15 protein-coding genes are annotated in these 15,667 nt (G+C 44.0%); 5 read left to right on the top strand and 10 right to left on the bottom strand.

Annotated elements, in window-relative coordinates; translation table 11 throughout:
* Nucleotides 1–117: 117 nt before the first annotated feature.
* From NKI27_RS15570 to NKI27_RS15560, 3 genes are read right to left on the bottom strand one after another with little or no spacing between them, the layout of a single operon-like run.
* A complete protein-coding gene (locus tag NKI27_RS15570) occupies nt 118–972 on the bottom strand; it encodes a patatin-like phospholipase family protein (protein ID WP_265046957.1) in 855 nt (284 codons plus the stop codon).
* Between the two features lie 26 nt (nt 973–998).
* Nucleotides 999–4,118 (bottom strand): efflux RND transporter permease subunit, encoded by a 3,120-nt coding sequence (locus NKI27_RS15565; RefSeq protein ID WP_265046956.1) that lies wholly within the window; start codon nt 4,116–4,118, stop codon nt 999–1,001.
* A 44-nt stretch (nt 4,119–4,162) separates the two neighbouring features.
* Nucleotides 4,163–5,209: an efflux RND transporter periplasmic adaptor subunit gene (locus NKI27_RS15560; RefSeq protein WP_265046955.1), complete on the bottom strand. Its 1,047-nt coding sequence runs from the start codon at nt 5,207–5,209 to the stop codon at nt 4,163–4,165.
* A 199-nt stretch (nt 5,210–5,408) separates the two neighbouring features.
* On the opposite strand from NKI27_RS15560, the gene NKI27_RS15555 reads away from it, so the two are divergent.
* The 3 genes from NKI27_RS15555 (at nt 5,409) to NKI27_RS15545 (ending at nt 6,970) form a co-directional block, all read left to right on the top strand.
* Nucleotides 5,409–6,017, top strand: coding sequence for a TetR/AcrR family transcriptional regulator (locus tag NKI27_RS15555; RefSeq protein ID WP_265046954.1), 609 nt, complete (start codon nt 5,409–5,411; stop codon nt 6,015–6,017).
* Between the two features lie 141 nt (nt 6,018–6,158).
* On the top strand, nt 6,159–6,395 hold the full coding sequence (locus NKI27_RS15550; protein ID WP_265046953.1) for a GrxA family glutaredoxin: 237 nt from the start codon (nt 6,159–6,161) through the stop codon (nt 6,393–6,395).
* A 161-nt stretch (nt 6,396–6,556) separates the two neighbouring features.
* Complete coding sequence (locus NKI27_RS15545) at nt 6,557–6,970, top strand: globin domain-containing protein (protein WP_265046952.1); 414 nt, start codon at nt 6,557–6,559, stop codon at nt 6,968–6,970.
* 7 nt (nt 6,971–6,977) lie between these two features.
* Here NKI27_RS15545 and NKI27_RS15540 read toward each other — a convergent pair whose 3' ends face one another.
* The 6 genes from NKI27_RS15540 to NKI27_RS15515 all read right to left on the bottom strand — a co-directional run bounded on the left by NKI27_RS15540 (nt 6,978) and on the right by NKI27_RS15515 (nt 12,868).
* A complete protein-coding gene (locus tag NKI27_RS15540) occupies nt 6,978–8,360 on the bottom strand; it encodes an ATP-binding protein (RefSeq protein WP_265046951.1) in 1,383 nt (460 codons plus the stop codon).
* Nucleotides 8,353–9,033, bottom strand: a complete 681-nt coding sequence (locus NKI27_RS15535; protein WP_265046950.1) for a response regulator transcription factor — start codon at nt 9,031–9,033, stop codon at nt 8,353–8,355. The genes NKI27_RS15540 and NKI27_RS15535 overlap by 8 nt, the downstream gene beginning before the upstream one ends.
* 51 nt (nt 9,034–9,084) lie before the next feature.
* The gene (locus NKI27_RS15530) at nt 9,085–9,438 is read right to left on the bottom strand and encodes a PepSY domain-containing protein (protein ID WP_265046949.1); all 354 of its coding nucleotides are present in this window, start codon (nt 9,436–9,438) and stop codon (nt 9,085–9,087) included.
* A 39-nt stretch (nt 9,439–9,477) separates the two neighbouring features.
* Nucleotides 9,478–10,017, bottom strand: a complete 540-nt coding sequence (locus NKI27_RS15525) for a glycine zipper 2TM domain-containing protein (protein ID WP_265046948.1) — start codon at nt 10,015–10,017, stop codon at nt 9,478–9,480.
* A gap of 161 nt (nt 10,018–10,178) precedes the next feature.
* A complete protein-coding gene (locus tag NKI27_RS15520) occupies nt 10,179–11,444 on the bottom strand; it encodes a 6-phosphofructokinase (protein ID WP_265046947.1) in 1,266 nt (421 codons plus the stop codon).
* 191 nt (nt 11,445–11,635) lie between these two features.
* Nucleotides 11,636–12,868, bottom strand: a complete 1,233-nt coding sequence (locus tag NKI27_RS15515; RefSeq protein ID WP_265046946.1) for a conjugal transfer protein TraF — start codon at nt 12,866–12,868, stop codon at nt 11,636–11,638.
* Between the two features lie 416 nt (nt 12,869–13,284).
* On the opposite strand from NKI27_RS15515, the gene NKI27_RS15510 reads away from it, so the two are divergent.
* Together NKI27_RS15510 and NKI27_RS15505 are read left to right on the top strand one after the other, a co-directional pair.
* Entirely contained in the window at nt 13,285–13,833 is a 549-nt protein-coding gene (locus tag NKI27_RS15510; protein WP_265046945.1) for an LPP20 family lipoprotein, read from the top strand.
* Nucleotides 13,834–13,872: 39 nt separating this feature from the next.
* A complete protein-coding gene (locus tag NKI27_RS15505) occupies nt 13,873–15,090 on the top strand; it encodes a flagellar assembly protein FlgT (RefSeq protein WP_265046944.1) in 1,218 nt (405 codons plus the stop codon).
* A gap of 79 nt (nt 15,091–15,169) precedes the next feature.
* On the opposite strand, the gene NKI27_RS15500 is transcribed toward NKI27_RS15505, so the two are convergent.
* Nucleotides 15,170–15,628 carry a SufE family protein gene (locus tag NKI27_RS15500; RefSeq protein WP_265046943.1) on the bottom strand — a complete coding sequence of 153 codons (459 nt, stop codon included), beginning with the start codon at nt 15,626–15,628 and terminating at the stop codon, nt 15,170–15,172.
* Nucleotides 15,629–15,667: the final 39 nt, after the last annotated feature.

The following is a 15,667-nucleotide window of genomic DNA, read 5'->3' as shown; positions in this document are numbered from 1 at the left end:
AGTACACACAAGTATATACTGCAGAGTATTACTGCATAATATTGTAGCAAACTAATATAATGAATAAACCCATTAACTTGAAACATTGCTAGGTTAGTAGTAATGCCAGTTTTTTGATTACTGTTGACGGGATTGCATCTCTTTTATTAACGTTTCGCCGTCACGGCGCCCTAGGTCAAACGTCGCTTGAACGCCTTGAGGGTTGGTGTAATCCCAACTGCTCACGGGTGGCTTTTGAGAAGGCGATAAGTAGTACCTTCCTGCAACAGGAGGTATGTTTCGATAAGGTCGAGTGAGCAATACTAACGTGTCGCCGCTGTTTTCAGCTACACCATGAACTGGCGCGTTATCAAATAATCCACCATCAAGGACGGGTCTGTTATCTCGATACATAATAGGTGTCATTGGAGGGGTGCATGACGAAGAGAGGATTAGGTCAGTAAGCTCTTCAGGTGAGTGGCAATCAGCGGCATTGATAAACTCTGATTTAAACCCTAGTTTTCGACCATATGTAGGGTGAACAGGCTCTTTCAGTTTCTTTTCTAGTTGGTAGGCCATAAGCCCTATGGCTACTGCGCTTTTAGGGCCTAACCAGCGGGGTATTCTAGCCACTTGAATCGCATTAGAAGGGCCTTTTTTAAGCTGCTCAAATGCGTCAAGATGCATAATTTCTAGCACCATCTCACGGTATAGTCGCTCATGCGGAAAAACAGGATCTGCGTTAAATAAATTACCCATGTAACGGTTTTTAGTATTACGGGAGGTGGTAGCCTTTACGATTCTTAAGCATTCATGAGATTGCCCTGCTAAAATACCGCAAGAAATTGCTGAGCCTGCACTAACAGAGACAAATTGTTTAGGGTTCAAGTTTAGCGGTTCTGCTATAACGTCCCATAAGCCAGCCTGCCAAAAACAGCGATTTCCGCCGCCAGCGAATACTACATTTTCAATATTGGATAGATTATTTTTCATGATGATGGGTTCACGCATATTAAATGTTAGGGTCTTGCTTCGGGCTTCGACAGTGACTGATAGAGTACCGGCACTACAAACAGCGTCAACAGTGTAGAGACGATTAGCCCGCCAATGATAGCCCACCCCATAGGAGACCACATAGAGGAGCCGCTCAATGTTAAGGGAAGTAAGCCGCCAATAGTGGTCATGGTAGTCAGTAAAATCGGAAGAAGGCGAGTTTTACCGGATTCAATAATGGCATTGGCAATATCTTGCTTACTTTCTATTTCTGCTTTAGCTGAGCCTCTGATTTGGTTTGCGTAATCGACCAGTATGATGGAGTTGTTAACCACGATACCGACTAACGAGGTTAGCCCTATAAATGCGGTGAATGAAAAGGTGTAGCCGGTCATCCATAACCCTAATATTGCGCCGGTTATCGCAAAGGGTATTGCTGCAAATATAATAAGTGGTTGAACAAAAGATCTAAACTGTAGAACAAGTACAGCAAAGATGCCGAGTAGGGCAATAATGAGTGCCTGAAGCATGCCTCCAAAAGACTCTTTACGGTTTTCTTGCTCGCCACCGATGACGTAGTGGATCCCTTCTGGCCAGCTATATTGGTCGAGTTTGTCGATAATCGCGTTGGTGACGGCTTCAGTTTGGTAGCCGGTATCTACATCGGCTGTGACGCGTGCCATGCGCTCTAGATTGTGATGCTGGAATCGAGGAATAATGCTTTCCATTTCAACATCAACTAGATGCCCAAGCATGATCATGCCGCCTGTGGGGGATTTAAGATTAACATCTCTCAGCGCATCGAAGTGAGGCGATTTTGCCCCTGCGCTGCGAATGACAATGTCATAGTCTTCACCTTGTTCATCACGGTAAGAGCCGACCGTTTGACCTACTAAAGCGGTGCGAATGGCTTGATCAATGGTATGGATAGGTATCTGTAAGCGCGCCGCTTTATCTCGGTTGATGTTGATACGAATATCCACTTTATGGCGTGCCACGGGGTTATCTACATTAACGGTCCCTTTTGTTTCTTTAACAAGGCTCTCAATGTCAACAGCGACTGTTCGCAGTGCGTCAAGGTCGTCACCCATGATTCGAACTGCTATGGGGGCAACATAGGGAGGCCCTTGCATGAACTCCTGCACAGTGACTCTAGCAGCAGGTAAGCTCTTAAATTCATCGCGCAAAATTGAAACAAAGGCTTCGACGTCTTGGTAAATGCCGGTATCTTCTAGCTGCACATATACTTGAGCGTAGTTCGGGACTTCTCGCTTAGGGGTGATGTTGTAATAGACCCGCGGATTACCTTTACCTATATTCGTGGTCACGCTAGTGACTTCAGGGTGTTTGGCAATAATATTTTCTACTTTAACGGCTAGCGCATAGGTTTTATCAAAGCTTGAACCTTCAGCAGTTTCAATATTAACCAAAATTTGTGCTTTTTCAGCTTTTGGAAACAAGCTGACCCCGACACTTTTAAATAGGGTTAGGGTTGAAACTAACACCGCAACCGAGATGATCATAATGACCCAAGGCCGTTTCAGCGTAAACGAGAGCATCCGATGATAGGGACCTTGAGCAAATCGGTTAATTTGTTTTAATGCCCATGGTGCGTCTTTATCAGGAGTATCATTACAGAGGTCGTGCTGTTTGGTTCTCGCTTTATTGGTGTTATTGCCTTGTTTAAGAAAGCGGCTAGCCATTAATGGGGTGAGCATCAGCGCGATGATTAAAGAGGCAATAAGTGTAATGACCACAGTAACCGGCATTGATCGTATAAAGGTGCCGGAATGGCTTGGCAGCAATAAGATGGGGAAAAACGCTAAAATAGTGGTTAAGGTGCCACTCACTACAGCCCAAGCAACCTGTGATGACCCTCTAACGGCACTGGTGAGTCGATCATGGCCTTCGCGCATAAACCGGCCTACATTTTCAGTCACCACAATGGCATTATCGACCAACAAGCCTAGCGCAATAACTAGACCGGCAATAGACATCTGCTGAATGCCGTACCCTGAAATATCGAGCCAACCAATACCAATGAGAATAGACATTGGAATAGCGAGCACCACCACAAACGATGCACGAAGGCCTAGCACTAATATGGTTGCGATCCCGACCAGAATAAGCCCTTGCAGCAGGTTATTAAAAAACTCACCTACTCGCTTATCAACACTGTGGCTTTGGCTCACTACGGTCTCAATGTTGATTGACTGATCGAGAGAAGGTTTAAAGCGTTCGATTTCTTCATTTAATGCGCTAGTGACATTAAAAATATTGCTGCCTTTTCGCTGAATGACGGTTACAAAAACAGAGCGAACGCCTTGATGTCGAGCGAGGTAACTCGGTAGGTCGTCGCCAAAGGATACATCCGCGATATCTTGAATGTAGACCACATGGTCACCACTAGAACGAACGATGGTGCGTTTAATATCATTAATACTGCTGAAGTCGCCGCTCGTTTGAACCGTGAATCGTCGCTGCCCCATATTGACGTGGCCACCAGGAATATTGGCTGCAGAGGCGCGTAGAGCTTGCTCTAACTCAGGTAAAGAGATGTCGAGAGCGGCTAGCCGAATAAGGTCAGCTTTTACTTGCACCTGTTGTTCAGGGAATGCTTTAACTTCAACGCGCTTTACACCGGTGACTCGCTCAAGTTTTTTTTCAAGACGCTCAGCTGTTAACTTTAAGTCGCCGTAACTAGCGCTAGGCGAACTGACGGCTAATTGCAAAATATTGATATCAGCGGGAGACACTTTATCGGTTTTTAGGCGACGAATATTGGTGGGTAATTCATCTCTAATGGTGGCTATTGCCGCCACAACATCATCATACTTTTCGTCGGGATCGCTACCGTATATAAACTCGGTTTGGATGATCGCTACACCGTCTTCAATTTCTGTACGAATGACGTGAAGGTCTTCTAGTTCGTTTATGGCGTCTTCTATCGGGTCGACAACGAGTTTTTCCATGTCGATAGGGTTGGTGCCGGGATAAACAACGCTCGTCATCGTCATTGGAAAGTCAAACTGAGGATCTTCAGAACGAGGCATATTAACGAGTGATGCGGTACCCAGTGCCACAAGAAGTAAAACAACCACTAGCGTGAACTGGTGGTTTTTAATAGCAAGAGATGGAATGTTCATGGCGTTGGCGCGATCTCTGGATTTAAAAAGAAATGATTAATAAATTAAGGGTGTGAATAGACAGAGACAGCAGCCCCTTCATGTAAGTAGGTTGCACCTGATGTAACGACAGACGCGCCTTCTAATAAACCTGACTTAACTGCAACAGACCCGCTTTCTAACCAAGCGATTTCGACATTGGTCTGTATCGCTTCAAGCGCCTCATTTAACACAAAGACCTGTGCGCTTGTGTTGCTGGCGCCAATAATGGCTTCTATAGGGAGAAGGGCTACCGCCTCTTGCTGTGAAGGCTCAATAATTAACCGGCTGATAAAACCAGAATGGAGGCGTAAATTTGTAGCATCTAAGGTAATTTCTATTTCAAATAAGTGGCTTCTGACGTCTGCGGCAGCGCCGACTTCGGATACTCGACCGCTCAACACTTTCCCGGGGTAAGCGTCTAGCCGAATGCTTGCTGAATCACCTTTGTTAATGCGTACAATGTCTTTGTCTGTAACATTGCTTCGAACAACCCAGCCCCCTTTGTTAAGTGACATTACAAACGCGGTTTCAAAAGGGGATATCATTTCGTTTGCTTCAACTTCGCGCTTTAATATACGGCCATCATCTGGTGCGACAATAACGGAGTGCTGTTTATTGAATGTTGAAATTCTTAAATCGGAGCGAGCAACCTCTAGGCGTGTTTCAGCGGACTGAAGTTGCTCCACTGGCACAACTCCTTTTTCATATAGTGCTTGATAGCGTGCGGCGTTCCGTTTTGCTTCATCATAGACTGATTGGGACTGAGCCACTTGAGCATCAATTTCTTCCTGATTAAGTTGGGCAAGAAGTTGTCCTTTTTGCACTCGATCGCCTTCGTCAACGAAAATAGTTGCTACAGGGCCCGCTGTTTTGAATGAAAGCTTTTGTTCAGACTTATTGGCTAATCGGCCGCTTACATCCACGCTTTTACCGCGCTTTAAGTAGTTGACTTGTGCCGTTTCTACTAGAAATGCCGAGGGCTTTTTAGTGTCGGCTAATGGCTCTGCTTGTGCGTGCGTTAGGGTGAAAAGAACAGAAAAAAACACGTAAAATGTGTTTCTAAAAAACATGACGAAACCCTCATTCAATACTTGCTATGTAGACAGTGTTAACATAATATTTCTTTAAAGTGATCAGTGTCAACAATGTTTTATGATTTACATCTTTTTAGCCACAGTATAAAACTATGTAAAATTACTCATATACGATAGCGTGCCGTTATCGCAAACTGCTGATTACACGATGAGAATATTAAAGGAACAAAATATTATGGGCGTTCAGGAACAGCCATATCACCATGGTAATCTTAAACAAGCGCTACTGGATACGGCGTTGGAGCACTTGACGCTACACGGGCCGGATAAGGTCAGTCTTCGAGCGCTTGCCCGTGATGTTGGGGTTTCTCAAACGGCACCGTATCGTCATTTTGAAGATAAAACAGCACTACTAGCAGCTTTGGCTACCGAAGGTTTTCGACGGCTTTATGATGCGTCAAACTCAGTGATTAAAGCAGACAGCACAGTGGCGAGTGCCCTGCAAATGTCGGGTAAAGCCTATATACACTTTGCGCTAGATAATCCTGAGCTATATCGACTTATGTTTGGCCCTATGCTGTCTCCTGATGATGATTTTCCTGAGCTTGAAGAAGCCGGTGGCAATGCGTTTAATGTCATCGTTAGCCTGGTGCAGCGAGGCATTGAAACGGGTGAGTTTGTTGATAAAGACCCTTTACTTGTCGCTAATTCAACATGGGCTATGGTTCATGGCATTTCTAGCTTGATGTTGGACCGTCGGTTTGACTGCGTAGAGGGCGGGATTTCAGAGTCGGTACTTGATGAGTCGTTAGATATTATCTTACTAGGACTACAGGTGAGATAATAGTTTTAGCTTTACGCTATCAATAAGATAAAAACTATTTATTGGCCCTATTTCTTCATTTTCTTTAACCTATCAATATCTGGTCTCAAACATTTAGCGTTTCAACGACCCGTCTGTCTTAAATATATTTGGAGAAACATTATGAAAAGAGTGACAATTTTTGGTAAGTCAGGGTGTGGTTTCTGTCAGCGCGCTAAACAGCTTTGTGAGCTTAAGGCGTTTGAATACCGCTATATTGATATTATTGAAGAAGGCATTAGTCAAGCCGACTTAGAAAAGACTGTAGGTAAAAAAGTTGAAACGGTCCCTCAGATTTTTATCGGTCAAGACTATATTGGTGGTTTTACTGAGTTTGATACGTTCGTTGCAGAACGTTAATCAACATAGATTAGTTTAGAGACCTAATACTCCTCACCAAATAGTTAAATCAGATTTATAATACTAAATCTGGAAACCTGATATAGACTTATGGGTTAGACGGATGCCTTATAGGCTTGATATTTAATGACGTGCTAATCCATAAAAGGGATCTTCAGGTTATGAATGATGAAGAACTTAATCTCATTCAATTTAGTTGGAATAGGTTAAGAGGTCAGGAAGAGTCAGCGATCAGTTGTTTTTATGATCTTCTATTTCTCCAGCAGCCTCAATACAAACTGCTGTTTACTCAGAGCAGCGAGGGACAGCGCCTTAAATTCATTACCATGTTAAACCTTATTGTTAATGGATTAGAGCATATAGATATACTTGAAGCGCACTTAGCAGATTTGGGAACAAAGCATCATCATTTGAATATTGGTATGGATGATTATGAGAACGTTGCTAAGACGCTAGTACAGGCCATTGATGAAGTCTCTGCTGTTTCTCTGACTAATAGGGAGAAAAATGCCTGGATGAAAGGATTGATGTTGGTCTCGTCGATCATGAATAAAACCAGTTATTCTGGCACATAAGAATTTTTTATATCTGGACTATCACCGCCAACCCGCCTAGAGGTGAGCGTGCTAGCGCTATACTGCCTCTATAGCTACTCACTATGTCAGCGACAACCGAAAGCCCTATACCTTGACCCGGTTGTGATGTGTCCGCTCGTTCTCCACGTTTAAGCAGTTGGGTATATTGTTCGCTATCAACACCTGGGCCATTATCACTTATGGTTATCATTATTTTGTTTGACGAAAGTGGCTTACCTGAAACCTGAACGTTGCCTCTGCCGTATTTAAACGCGTTATCAAGAAGGTTCCCTACTATTTCTAGTAAGTCCCCCTTGTCACCTCGAAACTTGAGCTTCGGAGGAATGCTTATTTTGACCTCTACGGGCTTTTCTCGATACACTTTTTTTAATGCAGATACGACACTTTCGCAACTCTCTTCAATGGGAATAGCCTCTGAAAAAGGGTTGCTAGGCGCATTAACACTCCTTTTTAGTTGATGACTTATGATCTGGTCAATACGGTAGATTTGCTGTTCTAGCTCCTGTTGGTCTATTTTTTCTGTTGATTGAAGGCTTCCTTGCATAATTGATAGCGGGGTTTTCAGGCTATGCGCTAAATCTGATAGGGTGTTTTTGTATCGGTTGCGCTGTTCTGCTTCATTGCTAATGAGTGTGTTAATACTGTCTGTGAGTTCGCTTAGCTCAGTGGGGTACGATCCCTCAAGGATTGAGGGTCGTCCTGATTGTATTTTTTTAAGGTCGTTAGAGACTTCGCGAATCGGTCTCAGCCCCCACCGCATGATCAGTAGTTGTAATAGGGTGATGGCAAGTGCGATGGCTGATAGCCAGCTCCAAAGGTTCTTTCGGTAGGCGGCAATTTGCTCCTCGATGTATTGAGTACTTTCAAAAATAACAAACTGGAATGGGTGCTGAGTACCTGATGAATCTTCCCAAAACACATTGTACTGCAGGAAAAAAAATGTGTTGTTGGCCTGATTGATGGTGCCAAATAACGCTTCCCCATATTGCTCGCCGCGAGAGGTCCAGTGGGTCAGTAACTGATCATTTAGCGCACTATTGGAACGCCATACACTATGTTGTTTACCTTTAGCGTATATTGCTGCAAAAAGGCCAGAAGACGGTTGGTTCAAGCGAGTTTCTGTGAGTTGTTCGGGTAACCAAAGCTGACCACCTTCAAGTTCTGCGGCTGCGATCAATGCATAGGCTTGCAGGGTTAACTGAGCCTGTTCGCCGGTGCGTAAACTATTCGTAAAAGCTCGATCGAGGGAGAGGCCGAGAAAACCACAGAAAATGGGTAATGACATCAGGCTCGCAATGAGAAGCCGCCCTTGTATCGATTTTGGCACAAGGCGCTGGATGACGTGGTCAATAATATTAGTGTTATTCATCGCTGATTAGGTCAAAACGATAACCTTGCCCTCTGACTGTGTTGATAGGCTTTAAACCTCCACTGGGGTCTAGTTTTTTCCGCAAACGACCAATAAATACTTCTATTACGTTACTATCGCGATCAAAGTCTTGTGCATAGAGGTGCTCTGTGAGCTCTGTCTTGGAAATGGCTTTTCCTCTGTGTAGAACCAAGTACTCTAATGCGTTGTATTCATATGCCGTCAATTCAATAATCTGCTCATCGATACGCACTTGTTTAGCGGTCAAATCAATGGTGATATTTCCAAACTGTAAGGTTGAGACTGAGTGGCCTGTTGAACGCCTCAGTAGCGCACTAACTCTGGCTAATAACTCGGCTAAATGAAAGGGCTTGACGACATAATCATCAGCGCCTGCATTTAACCCTTCGACTTTATCTTTCCAGTTATCTCGAGCAGTCAAAATAATGATAGGAAACGTGATGTTTTTAGCACGCCATTGAGTAATGACGTCAATGCCATTTATTTTAGGAAGACCTAAATCCACAATGGCTAAATCGAAGTTAGTTTCTTCCCCCAAAAAAAGCGCTTCCTGACCCTCTCTAGCACAATCAACAACATATTGGTGGTCTTCTAGCGCGCTGACCAGTTGGTGTCTTAGCTCATCTTCATCTTCAACAACAAGAATTCTCATAGCTTATCACTTTGCGTCTTTTTACTGAGGACTCGTTAGGTGGATTAGCTGCTATCGCTCTATTTGGCCTGTTGCAGCGTTAATGACCACTTGCTTGACGCGCCCTTCGTTTGTTAATAATTTTACCCTGTAAATGCTGCCAGAAGAGCGTTGCTGTATTTTTACTTTTAGTACTTTGCTTTCCTTGCCTTGCTTGGCAATAGATATTGCTTCTTCACGACTGATTGAGGCACTTTGATTTTTATCGGATGAGCTACGTTGTTGAGCGTTAACCTGTTGAGTGCTAGCCATTGTTGCAGTCGAGATCAATAACACAAAACAGATAGTCTGCAGCATGGTACTTACTAATGTTGCAGGTCGACGGTTGGTTGCCGCATTTTTCGTTTCGTTATTGAGTATAAACAATGGCTAGGTGCTCCTTAACGGTATTAGAAATATTAACAATTAATAAGGTTCAACGTTCACGCGTACTTTAATTTTATCACCTGGGCGCTGATTCATTCGGGTTTTATATTCTTCGCCGTGATAACGATACCATACATGATAGCCAATCACTTCTTCTTCATAGCTAGTCTCGTTATGAGTCTCGCAGCGGCGTTCGTTTCGGTAGCTGACCCTCGACCGTGAATTAGAATAGCCCCTGTTTGAAATATCATTGCCAACGGTCGCGCCTAGCACTGCACCAACTGCAGTACCGATCTGTTTGTTTTTCTTTTTGTGGCCGACGGCGTTACCTAGCGCACCACCAATAATGCCGCCTAAAATGGTTCCAGTATAAGAGCGAGGCTCGTTAGTCGGTTCCTCGTACCTTACTTTTTCAGTCCAGCATTCTTCTCGGGGTATCGTGCGTTGTATTGACCGAGTAATAGGTTCAACGTCTGTTACTTTAGCCCATTTAGATTTACCGTGGAATGAGTCTTTAGCCCATAACGTAGGAGATGCAGATAGGGCAATAATGACTGTGGGTAATATAAGTTTGTTCATGGTCGTACTCCTTTAAGCCATCGCTTGTGTTTATTAACAATGACTAAACGATAACGTAACGAACCTGAACAGAAGCTGAATGAAAGTATGAGGTGGCTAAGATTGAGAAAAAGGCATAAAAAAGGCGACCTAAGTGGTCGCCTTCTTACTGACGCTGTTGATTAAATATCAAAATCAGTGCTGAGTTTCTTTTCGGCTAGCGTGTTTTGTAGCTTCACGTATTTTGGTAAGCCATTGTGCTGGTAAGGAGGGTAGTCTTCACCGCGAATTAGTGGTTCTAAGTAACGACGGCACTCTTCAGTAATACCAAACCCATCATCAGTGATATAGTGAATCGGCATTTTCTTTTCTTGGTTAGCCACTTGGCTAAGTGGCGCTTCACCAATCGTCCATTTATAGTGCTCGCTTGGCTCGCGTACAATAATTGGCATGACCGCATTGCGACCTTCAATGGCAAACTCTACCGCTGCTTTACCCATCGCGTAGGCTTGATCTACATCAGTAGCTGATGCGATATGGCGTGCTGAACGTTGTAAATAGTCTGCAACCGCCCAGTGGTATTTATAACCGAGTGCTTGCTTAACTATATTCGCCAATGCTGGAGCAACACCGCCTAGTTGAGTGTGTCCAAATGCATCTTTTTGGCCTGCGTCTGCAACGAAGCGGCCATCTTCATACTGAGCCCCTTCAGAAGCAACGACTACGCAGTAGCCGTATTTTTTAACACTTTCTTCAACCCGAGCAAGAAACTTCTCACGGTCAAAGGCTACTTCTGGGAATAATATGATATGAGGCGCTTCTGATGAATCTTTGCCTGCCAAACCACCTGCAGCGGCTATCCAGCCAGCGTGGCGGCCCATTACTTCAAGAATAAATACCTTCGTTGAAGATTCGCACATTGATGCGATATCCATAGCGGCTTCTTGAGTTGATATGGCGACGTATTTAGCTACAGAACCAAATCCAGGGCAGTTATCGGTAAAGGGAAGGTCGTTATCAACCGTTTTTGGCACACCGATACACGTAATCGGGTATCCCATTTTTTCACTTAACTGAGATACTTTATAAGCGGTATCTTGTGAGTCTCCGCCACCATTGTAAAAGAAGTAGCCGATGTTATGGGCTTGAAAAACCGCGATAAGACGCTCGTACTCGCGCTTATTTTCTTCGAAGTTTTTAAGTTTGTAGCGACATGAACCAAATGCACCACTAGGGGTATGACGAAGTGCAGCAATATCTTCTTTGGATTCGAGGCTTGTATCTATTAGCTCTTCTCTAAGAGCGCCGATAATTCCATTGCGACCTGCGTATACGGTACCAATTTTATCGCTGTGAGCTCTTGCGGTTTCAATTACACCGCAGGCTGAAGCATTGATAACGGCAGTTACACCACCAGACTGTGCATAAAAAGCGTTTTTGATCGACATTACCTTTGTGCCTCGAAAAGTATTAATTTCTGGCGCGCATGATACGTGATTTTTATTACATTTTCATGATTCGAAATGAGAAATTTGGTGAATTTTGATTTGAGGGGCTGTTTTGGGGCGATTTGAACGGCCGAGCTATTCAATAAATGATGGGACGGTGTGCTTTGGGTAAAAGCACACCTTGGTGTTTATTAAAATGTGAAGCCTAGTTCTGCGGCTGCGCCATATTCAGTGCTGCTCATTAGGCCTGAAAGCTCTATATGTACGCCAAAGGGAGAAAAACCAACGCCTGCTGTTAGCTGGCTATCTTCTTCGATTCCTTGGCTGCCATTGCTGCTGCCAAAGTTATGGCGGACGCCAAGTCTAAATTGAGCCATGTCGATCAGGTCGAATTCACCACCAATCGAGATAAACTGATTGTCATCTTCAAACCCAAATGCTTTATTCTCTGTTAGATCAAGGTCACCTGTTAGGGTAAATACATCGCGTGTATAGGCAATGCCGACGGTCGCTTGTGGATCAACGTTCATACTGAGGCCCGATTTTGTTTTCAGGTCAGTCGGAATAATATTACGAATACTAAGGCCGGCTATCCATTGCTTGTCTTGGCCAAATTGATACGCAACCCCAAGGTCCATATTAAATGTACTGTCATTGGTTTCATAGTTATCGGCATCAACATCTTCGTCATCAAATGAGGTAATGTTCGCGGCGTACTCGTAAGTGATCAGTGATACGTACTTAGGGGAGACGCCAACGGTGAAGGTGTTGCCGTTCATATCAAAAGCGGTAGCAAAGCTTACGCCGAATTCACTTAGACCCCCTACTATAGCCGTGGCTTCTGAGTTGATGTTTGTATTTGACTCATTTAGTTCTGTTGCGGGTTGAGTGCCTGCAGCGACGGCATCTAAATAGGCTAGATCGCTTTGAGCTATGTCGCCTCTAACCGTGCCTTTAACTGAACCATCAAGAAATACACTGACCGCAAAAGTTTGATTGGGGATAACTAATGCAGCACCTAGGCCGGCATCGACCTTTGCGGTGTCTTTGTTCAGCTTTGAAAACTGACCGCTTAATTTTGTCGCTGAGGCTTGAATAGCGGCCTGATTGCTGTTTCTCACTGCTGAGTTGAAGGTATCTATTTCACTCTGGATGTCATCAATTTGGTCGATGACTTCTTCGTCATCTGCGTACTTGATATTGAACGAAGGAAGTATCAAGCCAAATCCATCGTGTTTTTCTTCATGTTTTATCGCTAACAGTGCTGGGTTGTGAAAGCTGGCACTCGCAGGGCTTGAAGAGGCAACACCTGTCCCGCCCATGGCGAATGATCGTGCATCTTGAAATCCATTAGGTGCAGCGAATGCTGTTTGGCTTTGTGCAACAACTAACCCGATAGAAATAGCGAGGAGTTTATGTTTCATGGAGGTAAGGTCCTTACGTTATCAGTTGACTAAAGGGATACGGTTTAAGTGGGTATGGTCTAATTCGTTCAAAGAACACGAGGCTATTAATTAGCTGATGCCTAGGCTTATGCTAATGCTATTCCCTTAAGCTTAGGCTGAAATAGCTGATTTAGACGTGACAAAGTGTTTTTGTTTGTAACGAATAGCCCTAAAAATTTACTGAAGTGGCAATGGATAACCTTTAAATGTAAATAACAAATACAAAGGGGCAGTCCTTTGCCGGTATATGACTTAATAGGCTTGATAATTGTGGCATGACTTTTTCATGTAAGTTTAATTAATCTCGTTAACCGCCAACGCTTTGTCAGTTAGTTTTGATCGCGTCGTGCTGCTAAAACATAAAAATATACATAAACGTATACGGTAGGTTTTTTATGAAATATGTTTCAAGACTGATTTTGATGGCTACCTTGATTGGGCTTTTGTCATCTTGTGCAGGTACAGTTGACGATGACTCAGAAGCGAATAGTCGTACTGAAGCACTGCCTCCTATTTTAATTAGAGTGTCGGGTTATGGTACTTATGAAAATGATAAAGATAGACTCTCAGAGCGCAAGCGACTAATGGCAATGCGGGCTTCAAGGTTAGATGCTTATAGAGCCTTAGCTGAACGAGTTTATGGCACGGTAATATTCGGCGCGTCAACGGTGAGTGACTTTGTTTTAGAGCACGATAATTACAGAACGATGGTCGATAGCGTGATTCGTGGTGCTAAAGTCATTACTGTCACAGAGCATAAAGGAGGCACATATGAGACAGTCGTTGAATTGTTGCTAGAGCCTCGCTTTAGAGAGTGTTTATCTCACGTAAATCATTTTCGATATAACGAAGACTGCAGACTACCGTTACCTCATGGCAATGACTCGGCAGGCGATATTACAGTGACCAGTAAATCTAATGATAGTCTCTATTATTTAAAGTAGCAGGCTGCTTGTCGTGTTAGCGACTTATGAGGATTATATATGACCATTAAGACGCACGTGTCTTCAGCTCTATTTATGGCTTTTTTGCTCTGTTTGTCTTCGGCAACCCAGGCAGAGTGGGTTCAAGTGACAGGGCGTGCAAACATTGTAGATGGGCAGTATGAGTTGGCGCGAAAACAGGCTAGGGAAGATGCGCTGCAACAAGCTGCGATTCGTCTAGGTGCAAGGATAGAAGGGCGCCAAGAGATGAGTAATGGTGCGTTGACCAAAGACGACGTGACGGTTACGACACAAGCTAAAGCAAACAGTGTTGTGGTGGTTGATGAGTCAGTCGACGACGGTGTTTTGAGTATGGTTGTGAATGCGGATATGGTTAAAGTCTCAATGCAACTATGCGCCCCAGATAAAGCTAATGGTTATAAAAAAGAGATCGCCGTGTTAGGTTTTTTGGTGCAGAACCCCATAGAGGCTAACTTAGGGGCGTTAAATGACGTAGATAGAAAGCTAGCCAGCTACTTAAGAGAGCAGCTTGTTGGTTTTGATAATTTGGTTGTGCATGAGTCTAGCCAGTATCGACTTTATGAAGAAGCCACCAATGCGCCAACCACTGAGACGACTCAAAGAACCCTGACCAAGGTTGTCAAGTATGCCCAGCAAATGGGGGTGCAGTTTATTGTTTCAGGCATTGTTAGAGACTTGTCCGTCCTTGATGAAGACGCTTACGGCAGTTCAATGTGGAAGTCGATTAAACGCAATATTGGGTTTGCTGATCGTAAGCGACGGTTTGCGATAGAGGTGTTTATTCATGACGGTTTTAGTGGGTCCGTTGTCTTTCAGAAACGCTATGAGCTGACAGATATTTGGAATGCCGACCCTAATGATAAAATTGGGTTTGCTTCAGCGTCATTTGAAAAAACTAAGTATGGACGTGCTGTTGCATCATTGCTCAATGATGTGGCAAAAGAAGTCAATGGCTCCATGCGATGCCAGCCATTTATGACGAGAATCACCAGAACCGATGGAAAAACGATCCACTTTGCGTCTGGTGCTAGTTCAGGTATTCGACCAGGTGACCAGTTAGCGGTGTATAGAACCTATCGTTTTTATGATTCTGACTTACTGGCGGGGACTGAGTTGACTAACGCAAAAGCAGCACTGACCGTTTCTCAAGTGCACCCCTCTTTTGCGACGGGGACTATTTCAGTGGACACGGGAAGATTGAATATTCAGCCGGATGATTTGTTGATCGCTTGGTAGAGAGCGTTCAGGGCAGGGGGGGGGCGCCACTTTGGCGCGAAGCAATCTTGATGTGTTTTTGCTGAGGTTTAACGTTTGGTTACACCAATTGCTCAGCTATAACCTGAACCTTCTTAACCATTGAACGTAAGCCGTTGCCGCGTGTGGGGCTTACGTGGCGGATCAAGTCCATCTTCTCAAAGATCTCTTCAATGTCAACGGCTAGTAAGTCACTGGGTGATTTCGCATTCATGGCCGCGAGTACAACGGCTGCTAAGCCTCTTACAATTAATGCATCGCTTTCTATCAGTAAGTAGAGTTTGCCGCTTGCTTCGTCAAGGTGGTGAATAAGCCATACTTGGCTCTGGCAACCATGAACATAATTCGCTTCGATTTTTTCACTTTCTGGAAATTCAGGAAGTTTTTTGCCTAGATCAATAATAAACGCGTATCGATCTTCCCAGTCATCTAAAAATTCAAACGTTTCCAATATTTCATCAGTGTTGATTGAACCGCCAAAATCATTCTGGGTAAATTGAGCGTTTTTATCGAAGGTCATCTGATTAATAATCCAGTTTTTTAGTTTGTTCAAGTTCAA

This window comes from Alkalimarinus alittae, from assembly GCF_026016465.1.
Classification (GTDB): Bacteria; Pseudomonadota; Gammaproteobacteria; order Pseudomonadales; family Oleiphilaceae; genus Alkalimarinus; species Alkalimarinus alittae.
Note: the sequence above shows the minus strand (reverse complement) of the source record. Positions and strands in the feature narration are given on the sequence as shown.